The sequence below is a fragment of the Candidatus Dormiibacterota bacterium genome, from assembly GCA_035536395.1.
In the GTDB taxonomy this organism is placed as follows: Bacteria; Patescibacteriota; Saccharimonadia; order UBA4664; family DATLOE01; genus DATLOE01.
The window spans coordinates 1-20,505 of the sequence record DATLOE010000009.1 but is presented as its reverse complement, the minus strand read 5'-3'; the positions used below and the strand labels follow the sequence as shown (position 1 = coordinate 20,505).

Here is a 20,505-nt window from a genome sequence, read left to right as displayed (position 1 = left end):
AATTCCGGGCCTTTTTCATGTTTAAGGCCCTCATAGCTAAGTGCTACGAGGGCCTTTAATTTACAGCTTCTGCTAAAGAGATGTCTTCAGCAAAGTCCGGCTCGTCTGGTTCGTCTTCTTGAATGCGTGTTCTCGTAATCGCAGGCTTTTGCTTGTTCTTAATGCGCTTTTTGGGGTGGCTCTCTTCCTTGGCCTTACTGGTATAACCATTGCGCGCCTTACGCCTGGGCTTGGCTTTTGCTAGTTGGCCGTCGAGCCTGGCTTCGGCCGAGCGCAAGCTAAAACCGAAGTTGCCATTACCCCAGGCCGGCTTGTATACCATGTCGGCCGAGGCCATATGGCGGATCAATGCCAGCGCGTCAAGCGGATTGATATCTAGCAGTCTGGCAACCTTTTCCTCTACCTTACCCCGGGAGCAAAACATCAAGCCATCATGAGCTTTCAGATAGGCAATCATTTCCTTGGCCTGGCGCCGTTCCACCGGCTTCAGCCTGAGCTTACGTATGGGGCCTGGAGCAGGAGTAGGCGCCGGATCGGGCCGGGGGGGAGGTGCAGGGTAAGGGCGATCACTTTCCGCAAGCTCGATTCTGTAAGTGCGCCGGCCTCTTACCTTCCGGTTAATCTGCTTGTTTTCATCGAGCTTTTTTAGCGCGATACTTGCGCGAGCTACCGGAACCTCAAGGGATTCCGAAAGTTTTCTTACAGCAAAACCGCTCTTATCGTGAATCGGCCCCTGCTCTCGCAAGAACCTTATGACTTTATCTTGCAAGGTCACGTATGCCTCACTTTTCTAGGTACAAGAACTGATACAGTTTTACCTTTAGTCAGATTAAAATGCAACCCGGGTCTAATTTTTATATAATAGGGGAATGAAACGATTACTTCCTGGCAAGTCTGATACCGTGAAGATTCTAGGCTACTACCGGCGCTACCGAGTAGCCCGATTCTTGCTATCGCACCCGTTATTCAGAATGATCAGCTTTGCCATAGCCGCAGTGGCTGTAATTATCATCTGGCCGTTGTTTCTGGTGTACTTGGTGTATAAAATAAGCCGTTTCGGGCGTAAACCCAAGGCACGGAAACCGAGCAGTAAGGTAATAGACATTTAACTGTAATTTTGCCCAATCGTATAGTATGGGCCGATAGTTAAAATACCAAAGGAGGTAATTATGGGACCAGAAGAACTTAAAGCCGAAGCAGAACGCAAAAAGCGTGAGGCCGAAAGCCTGCAATCTGAAGTTGAAGACCTAGAATATGAAGCAAGTGAAAAAGAGCAGCAGATTAAAGAAGCCGAATCTGAAATTGCAGATGCCGCCGACCAGCGAACCGAGGCCGAGCGCAAAAAAAGTGAGGCCGAAGACCGCACCGGACTCTTTTAGGCTGCTGCGGGGTACATAAGCGTTTCTGCTATAATGTTGGTATGCAGACTACAGTAGCCAAACGGAGCAGGGGGCTGTTTGATCCGAAGTCAAAAAGTCCGTTTAAGCTCAGCCGCAGCCGGCTGGACCTGTTTTTGAACTGCTCAAGATGCTTTTATATCGATCGCCGGCTTGGCGTAGACCGCCCGGCCGGTTTTCCGTTTAACTTAAACAGCGCTGTAGACACACTTCTTAAAAAAGAGTTCGACATTCATCGGGTAAACGGCACTAGGCACCCTCTGCAGGAGACTTATAAGGTAGATGCCATTCCTTACCAACACCTGAAAATGGATGTTTGGCGGAACAACTTTAAGGGGGTGGAGTACCACCACAAGCTGACCAATCTGATGATATTCGGAGCAGTCGATGATATTTGGATTAACCCATCTCAGGAACTGATTGTAGTGGATTACAAGGCCACTTCAAAAAATGGTGAAGTGGGGATTGATGCCGATTGGCAAATAGGCTACCGCCGACAGATGGAGATCTACCAGTGGCTGTTGCGCAAGAACAAGTTTAATGTGGCCCGCACCGGCTACTTTGTGTACTGCAATGGTCGTAAAGATGCCAAAGCCTTTGATGGCAAGCTGGAGTTCGACATTAAAGTGATTCCCTATAAGGGGGATGACAGCTGGGTGGAACAGGCCATAATTGACGCCCGCCGCTGTCTGGGGGAGGATAGCATCCCAAAGGCTTCACCTTCTTGCGATTACTGCAATTATATTGAAGGCGTCCACACTGTTACCCAGAAGAAGCCCCAGCTCGAACTGATATAACCACCTCTTCTTCCCCAAAGTCCAAGCTGCCGTTATCAGAATCATAACCGTCTCACGCGCTCCAATATTGCTTACTCCTAATACCCCTGCGGGGCGCTGATTTGTTTTACCCGCAAAAAACTTAGTAGCCCGCAACTCTCGTAGGTTGCGTGCGTTTTTGGGGTAAAACCATATATTTATAATCTCTAACACCGGCACTCGAGCGACCTCAAGCGAGGGAGCAGGAAGTAATCTGCTTGCGAGGACTGTTTGAGGGCTGAAAGCCCGAGTTCCGCAGCAACAGATAGTTGGTGCGAATCGAGTGCTGAGCGGAGTGAGCATTATGGGGCGTAAGACCAAGACGGTGCCGGGAGCTTTTTGGTTACTTTTGTGCTCACAAAAGTATCACCAAGAAATATCTATTATTATTTGCTTCTTTGGTAAAGATATAGAACTTAAGTTCTTTCAGAATATTGACTATTTATACCTTTTATGTTAAAGTATTCGCTTTAGTGTAAATCACACTCGATCATTACAAAGGAGCCCTATATGTGGCGCAATTGGCCGTGTGGCCTCATGGTTGTCCTGCTGATGGTGCTGATTCTTGGCACCACGGTACCGGCCCAGGCGGCCGGCGGCGATTCGATCGCCACCGCTCCGGCGGTTCAGTATGGAGAACTGACTACCGGGGGTGGGAAGAAGAAGGAGTTCTGGCGCTTGCCTGTATACGCCGGTGACATGGTGACTTTCAGGTGGAGTGGAAACGGTAGCGGGGAAGACCCCGACCGATCACAGCCTGTAGTTTCGTTCTACGATCCAGCCATTGATGACTACAAGTTCAATATGGCAATAGGACAGGGACGTCAGGAGACTGGAGGGGGGAAAAGTGAATTTACCTTCACGCCCCCATCAACAGGTCTCTGGTCCATGCACGCTGCCAATGAATCAAAATCCCCGGAAGATCTGATGTGGCCGTTTTCGTTCATCGCAACGGTGGAGCATAGTACGGCAATCACATTCATCAGCTATCCCCGTAGGGTGAGCAGCCCGAGGTCCAAGATCTCACTGACAGCCAGGGTGCAATCGCCAGCTGGTAACCCCACAGGCATGTGCGCCTTCGACAAAATTGGCGGCATCGTCCGTCAATTTGCCGAGGTGCCGGTGCAGGGAGGTTACTGCAAAGCGACCTTCCCTGTCAAAGCCAAGCGTTCTGTTCGCTACCGGGTTCGCTACCTGCCAGATAACGGCTGGCTAGCAGACACCGATACTACCAAAGCCATTAAGATTGGCAGCGGTAAAAAGAAGCGGAAGTAGCACAGCCAGGAGGGCTCCTCAGGGGCCGGCAGAAATGCCGGCCCCTTTTCATTTGCATTTAAATATATTGAACTTAAAGCCATAAAAGCCTATAACCAAGCTATGGATAGTGAGCTTTTAGAAAAGATTAAGAAGCTAGAAAACTGGCACGAGCAAGATGAAAAGCTGCATGCCGAATTCAAGTTTACAGACTTCAATGAAGCTTTCGCGTTTATGACGCGAGTTGCCATGCTGGCCGAGAAGATGCAGCACCACCCCGATATGAGCAATTTTTATAACGTGGTCCAAATAACCCTCTGGACCCATAAATATAAGACGATCCGACCAAAAGACGTAGAGATGGCAGAGGAGATAGATAAACTTAGGTAAAGTTTATTAACATATTGCAATGGCCAGGGATGTTATATATCTTTACTAAATTATGAGCACTCGTAATTTAGTAATCGTAGAGTCCCCAGCTAAAGCTAAAACTATCGAGAAATACCTAGGCAAGGAGTTCGATGTGGTGGCTAGCTACGGACACGTACGCGACCTGCCGAAAAAAGGCATGTCTATAGATATTGAGCACAACTTTGAACCGACCTACGAAATATCTCCCGATAAGAAAAAGGTGGTATCTGAGCTCAAAAAACTGGCCAAGGGAGCAAAGACGGTCTGGCTGGCCAGTGATGAAGACCGCGAAGGGGAGGCGATCGCCTGGCATTTGTGTGAAGCGCTGGGGCTAAAGCCAGATGCAACCAAACGCATTGTGTTCCACGAAATCACCGAACCGGCCATTAAACGCGCAGTAGCCAACCCCCGTACGGTCGATAAGCGTTTGGTAGACGCACAGCAGGCCAGACGCGTGCTAGATAGACTGGTGGGGTACGAGCTTTCGCCGATTTTGTGGCGCAAGGTCAAGCCGGGCCTCAGCGCCGGCCGGGTGCAGTCGGTAGCGGTGCGCTTAATTGTAGAGCGGGAACGCGAGATAGAAGCACACGAGGGGGAGGCCAGTTTTAAGGTAACGGCTGAGTTCGAACTGGCCAATGGCAATATGCTTAAGGCCGAGCTGAGCGAGCGGTTCGAAACCGAAGAGGAAGCCCGCAAATTCCTGGAAAGTGTGGCTAGTTCTGAGTTCAGCGTGCATGACCTCACCAAAAAACCTGCCAAGCGCAACCCAGCCCCTCCTTTTACGACCTCGACCCTGCAGCAGGAGGCACACCGCAAGCTAGGCTTTTCTGTAAAACAGACGATGGTACTGGCCCAGCGCTTGTACGAACATGGGCACATTACCTATATGCGAACCGATTCTGTGCACCTTTCTGATACGGCACTGACGTCTTTGGCTGCTTATATTACGAAACAGTACGGCCGTGAGTACACCAAGACCCGTCAATTTTCCACCAAGACGGCCGGCGCCCAAGAGGCCCATGAAGCTATTCGCCCGACCCAGGCGGGGGCTGAAGCGGCCGGCGAAGACGCCAACCAAAAGAGGCTATATGAATTAATCCGCAAACGAGCGGTGGCCTCGCAAATGACCGAAGCCGCACTAGAAAAGACGACTCTCACCATCAGCATTTCAGGGGTAGAACAGACGCTAGTAGCCACCGGGGAAGAGATTAAGTTCGACGGCTTTTTAAAGGTCTATACCGAAAGCCGCGACGAAGAAGATGAAGAGACAGCCGGTATTATGCCGCCGCTCGAGGTGGGGCAAAAACTCTCACTCGCCATCATGCGCGCCACCCAGACCTACCAGCGGCCTAAGCCCCGCTATAATGAAGCCAGTTTAGTGAAGAAGCTAGAGGAGATTGGCATTGGCCGGCCGTCTACTTACGCTCCAACCATCTCTACCATTCAGGACAGGGAATATGTGGTTAAGGGTGATCTGCAAGGCGAAGAGAGGGAGATTACGACACTAGAGCTAGCAAGCGGTAAGGTAGAGGTAAGGGTGGAGCAACAAGCCTTTGGCGCCGACCGTAACAAGCTGATCCCGACCGCCATCGGCGCGCTAGTGACCGACTTTCTCGTTAAGCATTTCTCTAAAGTGGTTGATTACGACTTTACAGCACGCGCCGAGGATGAGCTCGATGATATCGCAGACGGCAAAAAGCCCTGGAATAAGATGATTGCCGAGTTTTATGCGCCCTTCCATAAAACAGTTAAGGAGGCCGAAAACGTCAGTCGCAGCGAGGCAGCCGGAACGCGTGAGATTGGTGCCGATCCAGTAAGTGGTAAGCCGGTTTATGTGCGCATGGGCCGCTACGGGCCGATGGTGCAACTCGGCTCAACCGAAGATGACGCCAAGCCGCACTTTGCGCCACTCCCAGCTGATCAAAAGATGGAAGACGTGAAGCTAGCGGAAGCCCTGGAGCTTCTGCGCCTGCCGCGGATCATTGGTAAAACCGCAGAAGGCGAAGAAATATTTGCCAATTTCGGGCCGTACGGCCCTTACGTTAAGTTTGGCAGCCAATATGTATCGATTAAACCAGATGATCCCTTCAGTATTAAGCTGGAGAGGGCCCTAGAGTTGATTAAGGAAAAAAAGAAGCAAGATGCCGATAAATATATTACGGTCTTCACAGAGGAGGGGATCAAGGTTGCTAATGGCCGATTCGGCCCATATGTAACCGATGGCAAGAAAAATGCCAAAATCCCTAAGGATAAAGACCCAAAAAAACTTACACTAGAAGACTGCCAAGAACTGCTAAAATCGGCTAAAGCTAGGAAAAAACGAAAGCGTTTGCCAAAACCTACAATATAATATTGTGATAATGCACAATTTGCCTTTTTGATTCTTGTAGCACCTACCTGGCTGTGTTACTGTTTTATTAGAATACCTAAAAAGTAGTCGCTGGAACGGCTACTTTTTAATCTATTGAACGAACCAAAACAGCCGAGGGAGGAATAAAGTATAATTATGGGTAAGAAGAGTAACCAGCCGCAGAGGTTTTTCTATGAGGTGCTAGCACGCACCCCAGGTGTGGTTTTACCAGGTCCACTGCCAGGTGGCAAACTCAACCTACCGCTCTGGCTGCAGATTGCGCTCAGCGACATTCGTGCGCTCGCAGGGGATATTGGCTCTATTGCACGCCGCGGGGGACGGATGCTAGCAGCGCCCCAGGCTAGGATAGCTTACAGCCTGACGGCCTTAGCAGCCCTTACTGCTGGGGGAGCAATGGCCGCCTACATTGCAGTCGATACCATGGACAAGTATGGCTCTTCGCTAAATAATCCAGCCCTCATTATGAACCACAAGAAGACCGGTACCACAATTCTAGACCGCAACGGTGTTGTGCTCTACCGCGGATTTGGCGCCACTGAAAAACATAATGTTCCGGTTACTAGTCTGCCAGAATCTTTCAAGCAGGCAACTCTTGCAGCCGAAGACTCTGACTTTTACGAACATCACGGGGTTTCTATTAAAGGTACCAGCCGGGCGATCTATCAAAACCTTCGCCATACAGCTAGCGTCCAGGGCGGCTCAACTATTACCCAACAGCTTGTTAAAAACACTTTGCTAACATCCGAGCGCTCATTCGTCAGGAAATATAAAGAATCGGTATTGGCTGTGGAAATGGAGCGCCGCTACAGTAAGGATGAGATCCTGCAAATGTATGTGAACAGTATTTATTATGGCCAAGGAGCCTACGGTATAGATGCAGCCGCCAGAATCTACTTTAAGAAGGCGCCTCAAGAATTGACGCTTGAAGAGTCCGCGCTGCTGGCCGGCCTGCCGCAGAGCCCAAGTATTTACGACCCTAACGTCAGCGCGCAATCCGCCAAAGAGCGCCGCGATTACATAATTGAACGCATGCGCTTACTTGGTATGGTGGGGGACGAGCAGGCCCGGGTGGCTGCCAGCCGGCCAGTACAGGCCCACAGTCAGGAGGTAGTGATTCGCGCACCTCACTTCGTCTTTTATGTGTTAGACCGCCTGCGCAGTATCTATGGCACAGAGATAGTAGAAAAGGGTGGCATTACCGTTACTACCACGCTCGATTACAATAAGCAGCTAGCAGGGGAGCAGGCCGTACGTGAGCAGGTGGCAAAACTAGCCGGCAACCACGTCACGAACGGCGGACTTGTAGCCATGCAACCGAAAACCGGAGATATTATTGCGATGGTCGGTAGTATCGACTACCACCAGCCGGGGTTCGGCAGCGTTAATGTTACCCTAGCGCAGCTGCAGCCCGGCTCTAGCTTTAAGCCGATTACTTATGCCACTGCCTTTAGCAAGGGCTGGCATGGGGCAACCCAGGTGGACGACAAGCCTCTGCGAATATCGCAGGATAATGGCGAAGTCTATGAGCCGAAAAACTATGACCTTAAGTATCGCGGGCCGGTACTTCTGAGGCGGGCGCTGGGCAACTCACTAAACGTACCGGCTGTGCATGTGCAGAAATTCGCCGGCATCCACGATACGATCGGTATGGCTCATAATCTAGGTGTTTCGCGACCCAGCCTGGTAGATGAAGGGCGGTTTGGCCTAAGTCTGGTACTGGGAAGCGGGGAAGTGCGCCCTCTTGATATGGCTACCGTTTACGCCACTTTTGCTGCTTCTGGCACCAAGGTGTTGCCGCGCTCTATCTTGAAAGTAGAAGATAGGTTCGCCAGGAATATTACCAAGGAGGCCCGGCCAGCACCCAAACAGGTGATTGATCCGCGTTTGTCCTATATGATAACCCATATTCTCAGTGATAATAAAAACCGCGAAGAGATCTTTGGCGCTAACTCACCACTGGTGCTTTCGCGCCCAGCAGCCGTTAAAACCGGTACTACTAATGACTTCCGTGATAACTGGACTATTGGCTACACCCCCAGTTTCGTCACAGCCGTCTGGGTCGGTAACAACGATCATACACCGATGCATAACGTAGACGGTATTACAGGAGCAGCGCCGATTTGGCATAGATTTATGGAAAGCGCCCTGGCTGGCACTCCGGTAGAAGAGTTTACTAGGCCAGAGGGGCTTGTAAACCTCAAAGTCTGCAAAGGGGACGGAGGATTGGCCGATGCAAATGACGCTAGCGCGATAGAAGAGGTTTTTCTGGCTGAAAACCAACCCACCAAGCGTTGTGGAGCTAGCGGCGAACCTAAGCCGGTTCTGGTAGAGGCCCAGCCCAAACCCAAGCCAGACACACCTGTAAAACAAGCTGAAGCCGCTCCGCCTGGCTGTGGCACTGGTGAGATAGGTTGTGGAGGCGGAACCCCACCACCAGAGGAACCTAAGAAAAAAGAGGAGCCAACACCGGATCCAGGTGGCGACTCGGGATCTGGCAGCGGTTCTGGTTTAGGCGGCGGAGGCGATACCTAGTAAACTTGTTGACACCGGTAACCAGTTATTTTATAATTTATCTAGTTAAATGACGTTTTATCAGTGACCAATGCCACAAAGTACAATTACCAAACGGCTGCCCAGGCAATCCTGTCTAAGCTGAAAACAGAAAGAGACCGGGAAATAGTTGCCGGTCGTTTTGGCTTGGGCATGCCCAAGCGTCAGACTCTAGAAAAAATAGGGGGTAAGTACGGCATTACACGAGAGAGAGTTCGCCAAATCGAAAAATCGGCCGTTGCAAAACTCAAGGCCGCACAGGTCGACGGTATCACCGAAGCCGATAGTATTTTAGCTAATCACTTAAAAGACCTAGGACACGTTAGCGAGCTCGACAAGATTGCCGAACGCCTTGATGTAGACCCATCCGAGCACACCTACATTGTATTTTTAGCCACCTTGGCACCTTCGGTAGCCGTTATAGAAGAAAGTGATCACTTTAAACCAGCCCTGGCCTTACTGCCCGACTACCACCCAGAAGCCGTCAGAAGTATAGCCCAGGAAGTAGTAAAGCAACTCGAAAAAGCCGGCAAACCGGCCAGCTTAAGCTCAATTCGGCCGACAGTCTCGGGTAATGCCAGCGAAGAAACCTTGCATAATATTGCTTCTATCTCCAAACAGCTAGCCAATATGGATGGCCGTTGGGGACTGGCGCATTGGCCGGAGGTTAACCCGAAATCGATCAAAGATAAAACCTACATCGCTTTGGCCCGCCATGGCAGCCCGCTGCACTTCAGCGAAATCGCAGACCGCATCGCCAGCCTTGGCGAGCGCAAGCGTACCGTAACAGTCCAGGCCGTGCACAACGAACTGATTAAAGACCCCAGGTTTGTACTGGTGGGACGGGGAATATATGCCCTCCGTGATTGGGGCTACACCCCTGGTACGGTAGCCGATATTATTACTGAGATTCTGCGCGAGGAAACACCATTACACAAGAATGAAATCGTCAAGCGGGTACTGAAGAAACGCCAGGTGAAAAAAACTACCATTGTCCTGAACCTGCAAGAGAAAGATCAATTTACGAGGGTCGCCAAAGCGACCTATGCACTAAAGTAAGGACATTATGGAGGGTATACTAGGTCCAATTCTGCAGCTACTGGGAATCATACTATTCCAGCTTTATGGGTGGGTCATAATTGTAGCTGTATTAGCTTATTTAATTTGGCAGAACCGCCGGCGTGTGGAGTGGATCAGCCAGACGGATAATGTCTTGCTGATGATTGAGGTTCCGAAAGATAACGATAAAAAAGAACTTTCGGCCGAGCAAATGTTTGCCAGTCTACATGGAATACTGCGCCCTAAAACAGAGCTGCGCAAAGAAGGCTCTCTGCAAGAGCACATCAGCTGCGAAATTGCTTCGATCGAGAATAAGATTCATTTTTATGTCTGGACCCCCAAGCACTTAAAGGATTTCGTAGAGGGGCAGATATATGCTCAATACCCGAATGTGCGCATCCGCGAGGGGATAGAGGATTATGCTGCCGGGCAGCCAGGTGAACGGGTAGTGCATAGTACAGAGCTGACCCTTACCCGCGATGAGGTACTGCCTATTAAGACCTTTGTTTCTTTTGAGGTAGACCCACTTGCCGGCATTACGGCTGTACTGGCCAAGCTCGACCAACCAGGCGAAGAGATGTGGGTGCAGGTGCTAAGCCGGCCAGAAGACGACTCCTGGCAGAATAAGGGGATGAACTATATTGAGCAGGTAAAAAGCGGCAATATGCAGCTTAAATCTGAGTTGATTGGCCACCTGATTCAGTTGCCAGTTTATATTCTGTCTAATTTCTTCAAAGCACTTTTTGAGCCGCCGCAGCAGGCAGGGGAGAAGGGCGGTAAGTCTGAATCACTTTCTACCGGCCAGCAGGCAGCCGTAAAGGCGGTGGAAGCTAAGGTGGCTAAACTAGGCTACCAGGTAAAAGTGCGAATTGTTTACTTGGGCCCAACACCCGAGCTGGCCAAGCAGCGCATCCAGGCAATAGTCGGCGGATTCAAACAGTTCAACACTACCAACCTCAATGGGTTTACGCCTAAGCGCACCACATTTGACCACGACATATTAAAAGAGTACCGGGCGCGCCTGTTCTTGGATGCCGGTTATACACTGAATATCGAGGAGCTGGCCAGCCTTTACCATTTGCCGCACACCAGCGTAGAAACCCCAAATATGGTTTGGACCACCACCAAAACGGCCGAGCCTCCATCTAATCTACCAACGCTTGAGAATACCGATGCGGAGGATTTAAGTCTATTTGGCGAAACCAACTTCCGCGGCCACAATACCAGATTCGGCTTTAAGCGTATTGATCGCGGGCGGCATCTTTACATCGTAGGCCAGACGGGAACAGGTAAATCGAAACTTTTAAACCTGCTTAGTCTGTCTGACATTTACCACGGGCAGGGGATGGCGATAGTTGACCCCCATGGCGACTTTGCTACCGATATGATGGAGTTCATACCTGAAAATAGGTTAGACGACGTGATTTACTTTAACCCAGCCGATCGCGAGTTCCCGATAGCCTTTAACCCGCTGGAGGTTTCGGACCCGGCCTTTAAAAACCATATTTCGTCCGAGATGGTAGGGGTGCTGAAGCGGATGTTCGACTCCTGGGGGCCAAGACTGGAATACATCCTGCGCTACACGATCCTAGCCCTTCTAGATTACCCTGATTCAACCATGTTGGGCATTACCAGGATGCTGACCGAGAAGGAGTTCCGTAAAAAGGTGATAAAGGAAATCCAAGACCCTGTAGTTAAAAGCTTCTGGGTGAATGAGTTTGCCAGCTGGAATGATAAGTTTGCCAATGAAGCCGTGGCACCAGTTCTGAACAAGGTGGGAGCCTTTACGGCCAACCCGCTGGTGCGCAATATCATCGGTCAACCGAAATCGAGTATCGACCTGCGCAAGGTAATGGACGACGGCAAGATATTAATCGTTAACCTCTCGCGCGGTATGGTAGGTGAGGACAACGCAGCTATATTAGGTGCCCTAATGGTTACGAAGATCCAACTAGCGGCCATGGGCCGAGCCAATGTGTCGCTTGGCGAACGCCGGCCGTTCTACCTCTATGTCGACGAATTCCAGAACTTTGCTACCGATTCGTTTGCCGTAATTCTCTCTGAGGCCCGTAAGTATGGCCTAAACCTGACTGTAGCCAACCAATACATTTCCCAGATGCCAGAGACGGTCAGAGATGCCGTATTCGGCAACGTCGGTTCGATGGTGACCTTCCGGGTAGGCGCCGAAGACGGCAGTGTGATGGGTAAGTACTTTGAGCCGATTTTTGAGCCGGGTGATTTGGTAAAACTGCATAACCAGGAAATATTCATCAGTATGAGTATTGATGGCGAAAAGGCACTGCCATTCTCGGCTAAAACTATTATGATGCCGCAGCCAGAAAACGACCTGAGCGCGCGTATTATCGACAGCAGCCGGCAGCGGTTTGCTTCGGGGCGTGAAGAGATTGAAAAAGCGATCGTTGAGTGGTCAAACGGCGGACAGGAAGCTGGTGCCTCAGATGCAGCCAAGACTAAATCTGCAGATGAACAAAAACCGAACTTTATCCGCAACCTTAAAAACCCCGAGCGGCGGCATGGATCTGGTAACCAGAGTCGATCTGGGCACGATAGAAACCGTAATAGACCGAATCGGCCGCATCAGAATGCAAGCCAAAACGGCCATCAGGGCCAACAGAAGCGGACAGAAGAAAAGCCCGGAGCAGCGCCCAAAAGCGTTAATCATCGCAATTTTGTAGTGTCAGGAGCTACCCGAGAGCAGGCAATCGGGCAGGGTGAGGAAGTATCATTGCGCCATGATAAAGACTAGGGCGGCAAGCGAAGAGAACTAGGCCTATTTGATATATGTGCTTGTGTCGCACAATGTATCTTTTGCGACATAGTAATCTTGATAGATACTGGGGGTGATTACACCTGGTAAAACAGAGCTTACTGGTTATATATACTTAGCTAGGCTCGTCCTTCCTCTCTTAGTCCCCATACTGACCCCCTAACTTCCCGCGTTGTAAAAAACACGCAATCTCTAAATAGTGGTAACTCTGACACCTCATATCCCCTGCCCCATTAGTAAAACCCTAATGTTTAATTACAGGCTGAGCTCTGTGGTAAATGTTGACAAGCTCATGTGAACAATAACCGAACAAAGGGAAGGGAAGTGCTACTTGTAGTATGCCTTCTGTTCTATTCTAAGATCGATATATTCGGCCGGGCTTTTCTTCTGCGCGGCCAGGTGGCTTAGAACTGCCTGCAAATCCTGGATTTGCTCCCCTGCTGGGCGAGTTGTATCAAACTTAATCACAAACCCTTTACTGGTTTTTACGTGGATCTCGCTGGTAGTCTCGGGTACTTGCATTTCGGTAATTGTCAGCTTGGTTTCGGGCAGGCGGCTAGCAAGCTCTATGCAAAAAGCTACAAAAGCAGACGGAGCGACCCTATCCCCCTTTTTCACCGGCAAATTTGAGCTATCGTGCACAGCCGGTAACTTGGAGTACTCTCCCCTGCTCTCGCCCAATACCACCCCCTCATTATCAAGCAAGTAGAGGCCGCTCGTGGTCTTCCAATTTAGACTAGGACTATGTTCGGTTATCTTAACCGTAAGAGTTCCGGGGAGGCGACGCTTAATTACAACTTTTTTTATACCGGCTTCTTTTGCTAGCAAATCACCCTCCAGTGCACTGCTGTTAACCATCAATAAGCTTGAACCAAACCACTGCCGGCTTAAGCCTTCCCCCACTAGCCTCTGGATTTTAGCTGGCGGAAGACTACTGGTACCATCTACCTTAATCTCACTTACCTTAGTGATACGACTCGCACCGATCAGAAGTAAGAAGGCGGCAACGACTAGTATAGCTATTTGCAAAAAGTTAGCGACCTGTGGCAGGCGCCGACGCTTTTTTGCACCTTGGTTACGAATATAGACCGGCCGGCCTATCTTGCGAACATGGCGGGAAGGTCGCCTCATCGGCTAGCCTCCCTATTTGCGGCGGCTACTTTATAAATCAATTCCGCTAAATGCCGATCGGCATCTGGCACACTGAATTCCTTGATATTACCAGCCAGCGTCTGCTGATCAGATTCTGATTCCATAATCTGATCAATTTGGGCCACAAATTGCTCTGGTGTTAAGCGATGCTCGTAGAGAACTTTGGCTGCACCAGTGCGGCTGAGAGCTTTGGCGTTCTCAATCTGGTGGGCCGCCATTGCTTGATTCGGTATCAAGATAGCTGGCTTAGCTAGAGCTGCTAGCTCGGCTATAGTACCGGCTCCGGCTCGGGCCACTACTAAGTCGGCGGCGGCATAAGCCTGCCCTATGTCATGAAGCAAGAATGACTTTACGACATATCTCTCTTTATAAAGAGGATTAAGTTGTTGTAAGTGCTGTTGCACCGCCTCCAACTGCTTTTCACCCGTGACGTGAATTACCTGATATTTCTCTAACAACTTGGGTAGGGCTGCCAGTACAATCTCATTAATCGCCCTTGCTCCCTGACTGCCGCCGGTTACCAGTATTACAGGCAGATCGCTACTAAGACCAAAATAGTTTAGCGCCTCGGCAGGCAGATAGCCCAAGATATCTTTACGGATAGGGTTACCGGTAAACTCCAATTTGGACTCGTCCCACTGAGGATACTTCTGCACTGGAAAGCCGACGGCAATTTTAACGGCTCTTTTTGCCAGAACACGATTGGTAAGACCGGGGCTGATGTCGGACTCGTGGATTAAATAAGGGATACGCAACAGGCTTGCCGCAATCCCAACCGGCAACCCGACAAAGCCGCCCTTAATAAAAACAGCGTCTGGCTGGTAGGCGCGCAGTAGTTTGAGGCTCTGGATAACACCAGCCGTAAGCTTTGCCATATCGCGGGTATTAAGCGCCAAGTTATAGACATCCAGCATGCGCCGGATGCGGCTGTGCGCAGGATTGCGCCGGTACTTACCCGCTAGGATTGGCGCAAAGTCTATGCCGGCAGAAGAAGCAATCCTCTGCTCCAAACTCCCCTGTTGGCCAATATATAGGACCTGAATGTTACCGAGCGGTTTTAACGCTTCGACCGTTGCCAGGATCGGCGATATATGCCCGGCCGATCCTCCGCCGCTTGCGACTATCTTCACTTGCTACCTCTCTTACTGTGTACTTAGAAATATTCTGCAAAATACCGGCGCCGGCCAGCATAATAACCAAACTGGAACCGCCATAACTAATAAACGGCAAGGGGATGCCAGTCAATGGTACCAATGCGATCATGGCGGCAATATTTATAAAGGCCTGAAACATAAAGACGGTTGTTATGCCGGTAGCTACTAGGCGGCCAAATAAATCAGGTGCCGCAGCTGCAATTTTAAGCCCGCGATAAATTAAGATACTAAACAGGGCAATTATTAAACCGGCGCCAATAAAACCAAACTCCTCAGCAATTACGGCAAAGATCGAATCGTTCGAAGCCTCAGGCAAATAGCCATAAATCTGAATGCTCTTGCCGAGCCCCAGACCGAACAGCCCCCCGCTGCCGATAGCAATTAGGGCTTGGTTGATATGGTAGCCGCCCGCATCAGTATTCTGGCTGGGGTTCAAAAAGGCCGCCACGCGAGACATGCGATGCGGAAAGGTCACGATTGCCAACCAACCAGCTGCCAAACCGGCGCCGGCCAACACTAACAAGTGGCGTAGCTTAATCCCAGCTACGTAAAACATGGCAATAGCAGAAAGAGCTACCACCATCATGGTGCCCATATCTCTCTGGAAGACTACCAATAAAATACCCGAGAACACCAGCATAAGGCTAAATGGTACGACCCCCTCCCAAAAATTAGTAAGCTCCCTGCCGCGGCGCTCGAACCAAGTCGCTAGGTAAAAAACCAAGGCAATCTTAAACAGCTCAGCCGGTTGGAAAGACCACGAGCCAATTCCAAGCCACCTGGTTGCGCCATTGCGCTCGAAACTCAGACCGGGAACCATTAGGGCTAGCAAGGCAATGATAGAAACCACCATCAGGGTCGGCGCCCAAGACCGCCAGCGGCGATAATAAATAGAAGAAGCTGCCAGCCAGACTGCAAGGCCAATAATTACATTCGTCAGCTGACCGCGAAAATAGTAACCAGAATCGACCCGTCCCAGCAGCTTTTGGCTTAGCGCAGGGTTAATGTTGTACATCATAATTAGCCCGAATGCCAACAGCACAAAGATGGTGATAGCCAGTACATAATCAGGCCGATGCCCTCTAGTGCTTACCGCCCTGCTCATTACAGTGCTTTATTACCCAGCAGACCTAGTATCAAACCCGCAGCTGCACATACCTGACCTACAACCCAGAATCGCATCGTAACCTTCGTTTCGGGCCAACCAAGCGCCTCAAAATGGTGATGTATGGGGGCCGACAGGAAAATTTTTCGCTTAAACAGCTTTTTGGAGAATATCTGCAATGCACTGGAACCGGCCTCAACTACAAAGACCGCACCAATAATAGGCAGAACAGCTATCGCGTTGGTCAGGGCCGCCACCACCCCTAAGGTTGTACCAAGCGCAAAAGCGCCTGAATCCCCCATAAAGAACCGCGCGGGATAAATGTTAAACCAGGTATATGTCAGCATAGCTCCTACTACCGTGGCGCAAAAGCCGGCAATACCGAAGTTGCCCTGAAAATAAGCGATAATGGCAAATGCTCCAAAGGCCGTGGAGAGTAATCCGCCAGAGAGGCCGTCTAGCCCGTCTGTGATATTTACGGCATTTGCCGTAGAAACTACTACCGCAATAAATAGCGGAATATATAGCCAGCCAATATTAAAATCACCAACTGCAGGAATATGGATCAAGCTGTAGCCTAGCTTGTAGTAGAAATAGATAGCACCGGCCACAGCAATGCCCAAGATTAAACTGAACTTTATCTTGCCTCGCATACCGGCAATTCCGCCAGTACTGCGGATATTTAAATAATCATCGAGCAGCCCCACCATACCAGCCGCTACTAGTGTAAAGATAGGCAGCCAGGTCTGCTCACGATCGAGGTTAATGGCCAGGGTTACCAACCCAACCGTCAGAATAGTGACTATACCTCCCATTGTCGGTATGTTGCGCTTGTGTTTGGCTGCATGAAGCTTTTGATAAATCGGAGCCTTCTCGCCAGTGATGGCGTGGGTTCTTGACTGCTTCCACCATTTATAACGATAAGCGATCTTGGTATAGATCGGAGTTAGTATCATCGAAAGTAAAAACCCGGCTATAGCCGCAAAAAGTATATGTGAGAGAGGTATGATTTCAGCGTTGTTTAGGAAGTTCATTTCTGTAATTTTAGCATATAAAGTATCAATCATGGCTTAACCCGAGGGCGCAATCGCATAATATTTCAACAGCCACCTAGTGATATTGGCAAACACCGGCACGGTAGTTTTTTCGGCAAAATCATTGGTTTGGGGTTCACTAACCCTAACAATAACAACGAACCTAGGGTCTTCCGTCGGAGCAAAGCCGACAAAACTACCGATATTCTTATTCTCTTCATAGCCTTTGCCATCGAGTTTTGGCACCTGGGCCGTACCGGTTTTACCGGCTATATTGTAGCCGGGAGTTTTGGCCATCCAGCCAGAACCCCGCTCTACTACCACCTGCATCATAGCCCTGGTCTCACGTGCCGCCTGTTCGGATATCACCTTGTCGCGAATCACTTTGGGCTGAGTTTTTGATACCACATTCCCATCTGAGGCAATCGCTTGATCGACCAGGTAAGGCTGGTATAGTTTGCCGCCGTTAGCAATAGCCGAAGCGGCCGTTACCATTTGGATCATAGTTACCGAAACACCCTGGCCGAAAGTCATATTGGCATAGTTCACATTACTGCTCTTGGGCGGGTTTACATTGCCCTGAGCCTCATAGGCCTGCTCAATACCTGTACGCACCCCGAAGCCAAAACGCTTGGTAATATATTCATAAAAACTCTGCTTGGCCGCCGGGGTGATCTTGGTAGCATCCGTGCCCATGCTCCGTAGTATGAATATGACGCCGGTATTGAGAGAGTCGCGAATTATATGTGTCATAGGGGTATTTGGGCCCGACTTTTTATCGTGGGCGTTTTTGATAGTGTAGCCGTCAACCTCGTACGAGCCGGTGTCATCATATGTAGTATCGGTTTTGATCTTGCCGGAATCCAGGCCGGCTGCCATAGTGTAGATTTTAAACCCTGACCCTGGCTCAAATTGGCTGCTGACCGACTCGTTGCTAAAAACCTTAAAGTCTTTCGTCTTGCCGTATTCATTCGGGTCAAAATTAGGATAGTTGGCCATGGCTTTTACTGCCCCCGTCTTCGGGTCCATTACAATCACACTGCCGCTTTTGGCCTTAAAATTATCCACCCCCTCCTTCAAAAACTTCTCTACCTGGGCCTGTATATTACGATCGATAGTCAGAACGTAACTGGTACCGTCAACTGGCTTTTTAAGTGTATTACCAGCAGTTGCAATAGGTATGCCGTTAGTATCGGTCTTGGCTTTTTGCAAGCCACTCACGCCCTTAAGCTGCAAGTTAAGAAAGCCCTCTATGCCGTACTGGCCATTCCCTTCAGTATTGACGAATCCCAGGACCTGGCTACCGAGCGCCCCCTCCGGATACACCCGATAATCTTGGTCTCTTAGCCCGACTCCTTTAAGATTTAAAGCAGAGATTTTTTGAGCAGTGGGAGCATCGATCTTGCGCTTGAGCACAACGTAAGCGCCTCCCTGCTCCAAAGCCTTCATGTAGCCTTCTGGCTGATCACCTGTAGCACCGGCTAGCAAAAGTGCCGTTTTTGGCTTGTTATGAATCACACTCGGGTCGGCATAGAGTAGCTTCATGGTCTGGTTAAGGGCTAGTGGCACCTTAACCTCGCCATCACGAATAAATATCTCCCCCCGTTTTGCGGGGATTTCATATTGGCGTTGATGTGCCGAGTTGGCCATAGCTGCGTAACGGCCATGCTGCAGAATCTGCAGATAGACTAAACGCAGGCCAATCAGTACACAAATGCCAACCAGCAAAGCCTGGAGTGCAAGCAGGCGTCTTCTTTGCTGTAAGCTGTCAGAGTAATTAGTCACTTATTCCTACTGTTTAACGTAAGTGGGGCGGGTCTCAGGCTCCATACCCTCAACCGCTTTGGATGATTGAATATTTTGAATCGAAGACAGTCTGGCCGCCTCTACCTCAAGTGCCTGCTTGGCCTGTAAGGCAGTATTGCGCTGTTGCTCCAGTTCGGTCACTTTATAGCCAAAAACACTGGTTTTAGTAATCTGGGTCAGGTATAGCAGAGCCAGTACGGCAATGGCGGCAACTGCCACGAAGCTAAGTGAAACTGGGCCGAAGTTAATTTGTGATTTACTGCGGTAGAGATTTTGATTCCTTCTAATAGCGTATGTTGCTGTGGTCATTTTTTATCCTTTTTGTGTTTGTTTTCTTTTGGGGGCGAGTCCGCAAATTTTTGTGCGGACCGCCCCAGGAAGCAGAATTACTTCTGCCGTTTGATCACCTGAACCTTAACTCGTATGGCTCGGGCGGATTGGTTTTTGATAACCAAAGTCACTTTTGTCCCCTTTTGTTTGTTTTTATTTTCACTGCGGCCCTGAGCTTCGCGCTGCGGGCACGCGGGTTGATAGTATCGTCAGTTGAACCCTTAACTGCCTTTTTGGTTAGAATTCGGAGGCTGGCAGTATGACTGCATGTGCAAACCGGTTGTTTCGGCGGGCAAATGCAATCCTTGGATTCGTACGTAAAGAAATTCTTCACTATTCTGTCTTCTAGCGAATGGAAGCTAATAATGGCTAATCGGCCATTTAGCGCAAGCAGCTCTACCAGCTTTGGTAGGGCTTGCTCTAACTGTGTAAGCTCGCTGTTGACATAAATACGTAGTGCTTGGAAGGTACGGGTAGCTGGATGGGTATCGCGGTCTGATCGGACAACTCCTGCGACAAGACTCGCCAGCTCGGTCGTAGTAGCTAGTGGCCGGTGGGCGGCAATCCGAGCGGCTATGGCTCTTGCCCGGTGCTCCTCGCCGTAGGTATTTATTATCTCGGCTAATTTTGCCTGCGGATAACTGTTAACGACTTCGGCGGCTGTCAGCTCCTGAGAGCTGTCCATGCGCATATCAAGCGGCCCTGTGTGACGAAAGCTAAATCCGCGCTCGGACTCATCTAGCTGTGGTGACGAAACACCCAGATCGAGCAAGATCATATCTACTGATTCTCCGGTTTCAGTCAGCCTTTCGGCTGCTGCTAGAAAATCGCTCTGTATAATCTCTGCCTTCCCGCCAAACCGCCCCCCTAGCCATTTAATGGCTCTAGGATCCCGGTCTGCCAGTATCATCCGGCCACTTGGGCCGATGCGTTCAGATATTAACTGCGCATGGCCGCCGTAACCGGCTGTACCGTCAAAGTAGCTCTGCCCAGGTTTTGGGTCCAGGAGCTCTATAACTTGATCGGCTAAGACTGCTTGGTGTATAGGTGTTTTCATTTTCAAGGTCACCTATTCAGCAGCCAGCTTTTGTTTGAAGTTTTTGTTTTTTGGAACGTTTCCGCCAAGAGATGGCGGATGTTGTGGTAAGGAATGTGATAATTCCTTATTACAATAGGTTGCTTATAGCAACCGAGACGTTTGTGTGAGGTGGAGTTTTTGTTAGAAAGAACGAGGATTTTGCGGATCCTTATAACCGTGGTGCTGACTGCCAAATAGCTA

General features: G+C 50.0%; 17 protein-coding genes. 9 read left to right on the top strand and 8 right to left on the bottom strand.

The features are described 5' to 3' along the window. Positions 1–55 precede the first annotated feature (55 nt). Positions 56–775, bottom strand: a complete 720-nt coding sequence (locus VNA68_01795) for a hypothetical protein (protein ID HVE80852.1) — start codon at positions 773–775, stop codon at positions 56–58. A gap of 94 nt (positions 776–869) precedes the next feature. Here VNA68_01795 and VNA68_01790 point away from each other — a divergent pair, with 94 nt between their 5' ends. The 9 genes from VNA68_01790 (at position 870) to VNA68_01750 (ending at position 12,624) form a co-directional block, all read left to right on the top strand. Next, positions 870–1,109: a hypothetical protein gene (locus tag VNA68_01790; protein HVE80851.1), complete on the top strand. Its 240-nt coding sequence runs from the start codon at positions 870–872 to the stop codon at positions 1,107–1,109. A 60-nt stretch (positions 1,110–1,169) separates the two neighbouring features. Then, complete coding sequence (locus tag VNA68_01785; protein ID HVE80850.1) at positions 1,170–1,379, top strand: hypothetical protein; 210 nt, start codon at positions 1,170–1,172, stop codon at positions 1,377–1,379. A 41-nt stretch (positions 1,380–1,420) separates the two neighbouring features. Further along, a complete protein-coding gene (locus VNA68_01780) occupies positions 1,421–2,194 on the top strand; it encodes a PD-(D/E)XK nuclease family protein (protein HVE80849.1) in 774 nt (257 codons plus the stop codon). Between the two features lie 528 nt (positions 2,195–2,722). Continuing rightward, entirely contained in the window at positions 2,723–3,487 is a 765-nt protein-coding gene (locus VNA68_01775) for a hypothetical protein (GenBank protein ID HVE80848.1), read from the top strand. A 102-nt stretch (positions 3,488–3,589) separates the two neighbouring features. Then, positions 3,590–3,856 carry a 4a-hydroxytetrahydrobiopterin dehydratase gene (locus tag VNA68_01770; protein ID HVE80847.1) on the top strand — a complete coding sequence of 89 codons (267 nt, stop codon included), beginning with the start codon at positions 3,590–3,592 and terminating at the stop codon, positions 3,854–3,856. A gap of 52 nt (positions 3,857–3,908) precedes the next feature. Beyond that, the gene (topA, locus tag VNA68_01765; GenBank protein HVE80846.1) at positions 3,909–6,227 is read left to right on the top strand and encodes a type I DNA topoisomerase; all 2,319 of its coding nucleotides are present in this window, start codon (positions 3,909–3,911) and stop codon (positions 6,225–6,227) included. A 156-nt stretch (positions 6,228–6,383) separates the two neighbouring features. Then, on the top strand, positions 6,384–8,780 hold the full coding sequence (locus VNA68_01760) for a PBP1A family penicillin-binding protein (GenBank protein HVE80845.1): 2,397 nt from the start codon (positions 6,384–6,386) through the stop codon (positions 8,778–8,780). A 63-nt stretch (positions 8,781–8,843) separates the two neighbouring features. After that, the gene (locus tag VNA68_01755) at positions 8,844–9,857 is read left to right on the top strand and encodes an HTH domain-containing protein (GenBank protein HVE80844.1); all 1,014 of its coding nucleotides are present in this window, start codon (positions 8,844–8,846) and stop codon (positions 9,855–9,857) included. Positions 9,858–9,864: 7 nt separating this feature from the next. Next, positions 9,865–12,624 (top strand): DUF87 domain-containing protein, encoded by a 2,760-nt coding sequence (locus VNA68_01750; GenBank protein ID HVE80843.1) that lies wholly within the window; start codon positions 9,865–9,867, stop codon positions 12,622–12,624. A 348-nt stretch (positions 12,625–12,972) separates the two neighbouring features. Here the strand turns inward: VNA68_01750 and VNA68_01745 are convergent, their stop codons facing one another. From VNA68_01745 to rsmH, 7 genes are all read right to left on the bottom strand, one after another. Beyond that, positions 12,973–13,776 (bottom strand): FtsQ-type POTRA domain-containing protein, encoded by an 804-nt coding sequence (locus tag VNA68_01745; protein HVE80842.1) that lies wholly within the window; start codon positions 13,774–13,776, stop codon positions 12,973–12,975. Then, on the bottom strand, positions 13,773–14,927 hold the full coding sequence (murG, locus tag VNA68_01740) for an undecaprenyldiphospho-muramoylpentapeptide beta-N-acetylglucosaminyltransferase (protein HVE80841.1): 1,155 nt from the start codon (positions 14,925–14,927) through the stop codon (positions 13,773–13,775). Before murG ends, VNA68_01745 begins: the two co-directional genes overlap by 4 nt. Continuing rightward, positions 14,842–16,056 (bottom strand): putative lipid II flippase FtsW, encoded by a 1,215-nt coding sequence (gene ftsW / locus VNA68_01735; protein ID HVE80840.1) that lies wholly within the window; start codon positions 16,054–16,056, stop codon positions 14,842–14,844. Before ftsW ends, murG begins: the two co-directional genes overlap by 86 nt. Beyond that, positions 16,056–17,123 carry a phospho-N-acetylmuramoyl-pentapeptide-transferase gene (gene mraY / locus VNA68_01730; protein ID HVE80839.1) on the bottom strand — a complete coding sequence of 356 codons (1,068 nt, stop codon included), beginning with the start codon at positions 17,121–17,123 and terminating at the stop codon, positions 16,056–16,058. The genes ftsW and mraY overlap by 1 nt, the downstream gene beginning before the upstream one ends. Before the next feature lie 3 nt (positions 17,124–17,126). Next, positions 17,127–18,875 (bottom strand): penicillin-binding protein 2, encoded by a 1,749-nt coding sequence (locus VNA68_01725; protein HVE80838.1) that lies wholly within the window; start codon positions 18,873–18,875, stop codon positions 17,127–17,129. 6 nt (positions 18,876–18,881) lie between these two features. Beyond that, positions 18,882–19,205, bottom strand: a complete 324-nt coding sequence (locus VNA68_01720) for a hypothetical protein (protein ID HVE80837.1) — start codon at positions 19,203–19,205, stop codon at positions 18,882–18,884. A 148-nt stretch (positions 19,206–19,353) separates the two neighbouring features. Further along, the gene (rsmH, locus tag VNA68_01715; GenBank protein HVE80836.1) at positions 19,354–20,283 is read right to left on the bottom strand and encodes a 16S rRNA (cytosine(1402)-N(4))-methyltransferase RsmH; all 930 of its coding nucleotides are present in this window, start codon (positions 20,281–20,283) and stop codon (positions 19,354–19,356) included. Positions 20,284–20,505: the final 222 nt, after the last annotated feature.

Excerpts from the sequence above, each read along its gene's own strand:
- VNA68_01780 (HVE80849.1), top strand. The coding sequence starts at position 1,421 with ATGCAGACTACAGTAGCCAAACGGAGCAGGGGGCTGTTTGATCCGAAG.
- VNA68_01745 (HVE80842.1), bottom strand. The coding sequence starts at position 13,776 with ATGAGGCGACCTTCCCGCCATGTTCGCAAGATAGGCCGGCCGGTCTAT.
- VNA68_01760 (HVE80845.1), top strand. The coding sequence starts at position 6,384 with ATGGGTAAGAAGAGTAACCAGCCGCAGAGGTTTTTCTATGAGGTGCTA.
- VNA68_01775 (HVE80848.1), top strand. The coding sequence starts at position 2,723 with ATGTGGCGCAATTGGCCGTGTGGCCTCATGGTTGTCCTGCTGATGGTG.
- topA (HVE80846.1), top strand. The coding sequence starts at position 3,909 with ATGAGCACTCGTAATTTAGTAATCGTAGAGTCCCCAGCTAAAGCTAAA.
- rsmH (HVE80836.1), bottom strand. The coding sequence starts at position 20,283 with ATGAAAACACCTATACACCAAGCAGTCTTAGCCGATCAAGTTATAGAG.
- VNA68_01790 (HVE80851.1), top strand. The coding sequence starts at position 870 with ATGAAACGATTACTTCCTGGCAAGTCTGATACCGTGAAGATTCTAGGC.
- VNA68_01720 (HVE80837.1), bottom strand. The coding sequence starts at position 19,205 with ATGACCACAGCAACATACGCTATTAGAAGGAATCAAAATCTCTACCGC.
- VNA68_01785 (HVE80850.1), top strand. The coding sequence starts at position 1,170 with ATGGGACCAGAAGAACTTAAAGCCGAAGCAGAACGCAAAAAGCGTGAG.
- VNA68_01770 (HVE80847.1), top strand. The coding sequence starts at position 3,590 with ATGGATAGTGAGCTTTTAGAAAAGATTAAGAAGCTAGAAAACTGGCAC.
- ftsW (HVE80840.1), bottom strand. The coding sequence starts at position 16,056 with ATGAGCAGGGCGGTAAGCACTAGAGGGCATCGGCCTGATTATGTACTG.
- mraY (HVE80839.1), bottom strand. The coding sequence starts at position 17,123 with ATGATTGATACTTTATATGCTAAAATTACAGAAATGAACTTCCTAAAC.
- VNA68_01750 (HVE80843.1), top strand. The coding sequence starts at position 9,865 with ATGGAGGGTATACTAGGTCCAATTCTGCAGCTACTGGGAATCATACTA.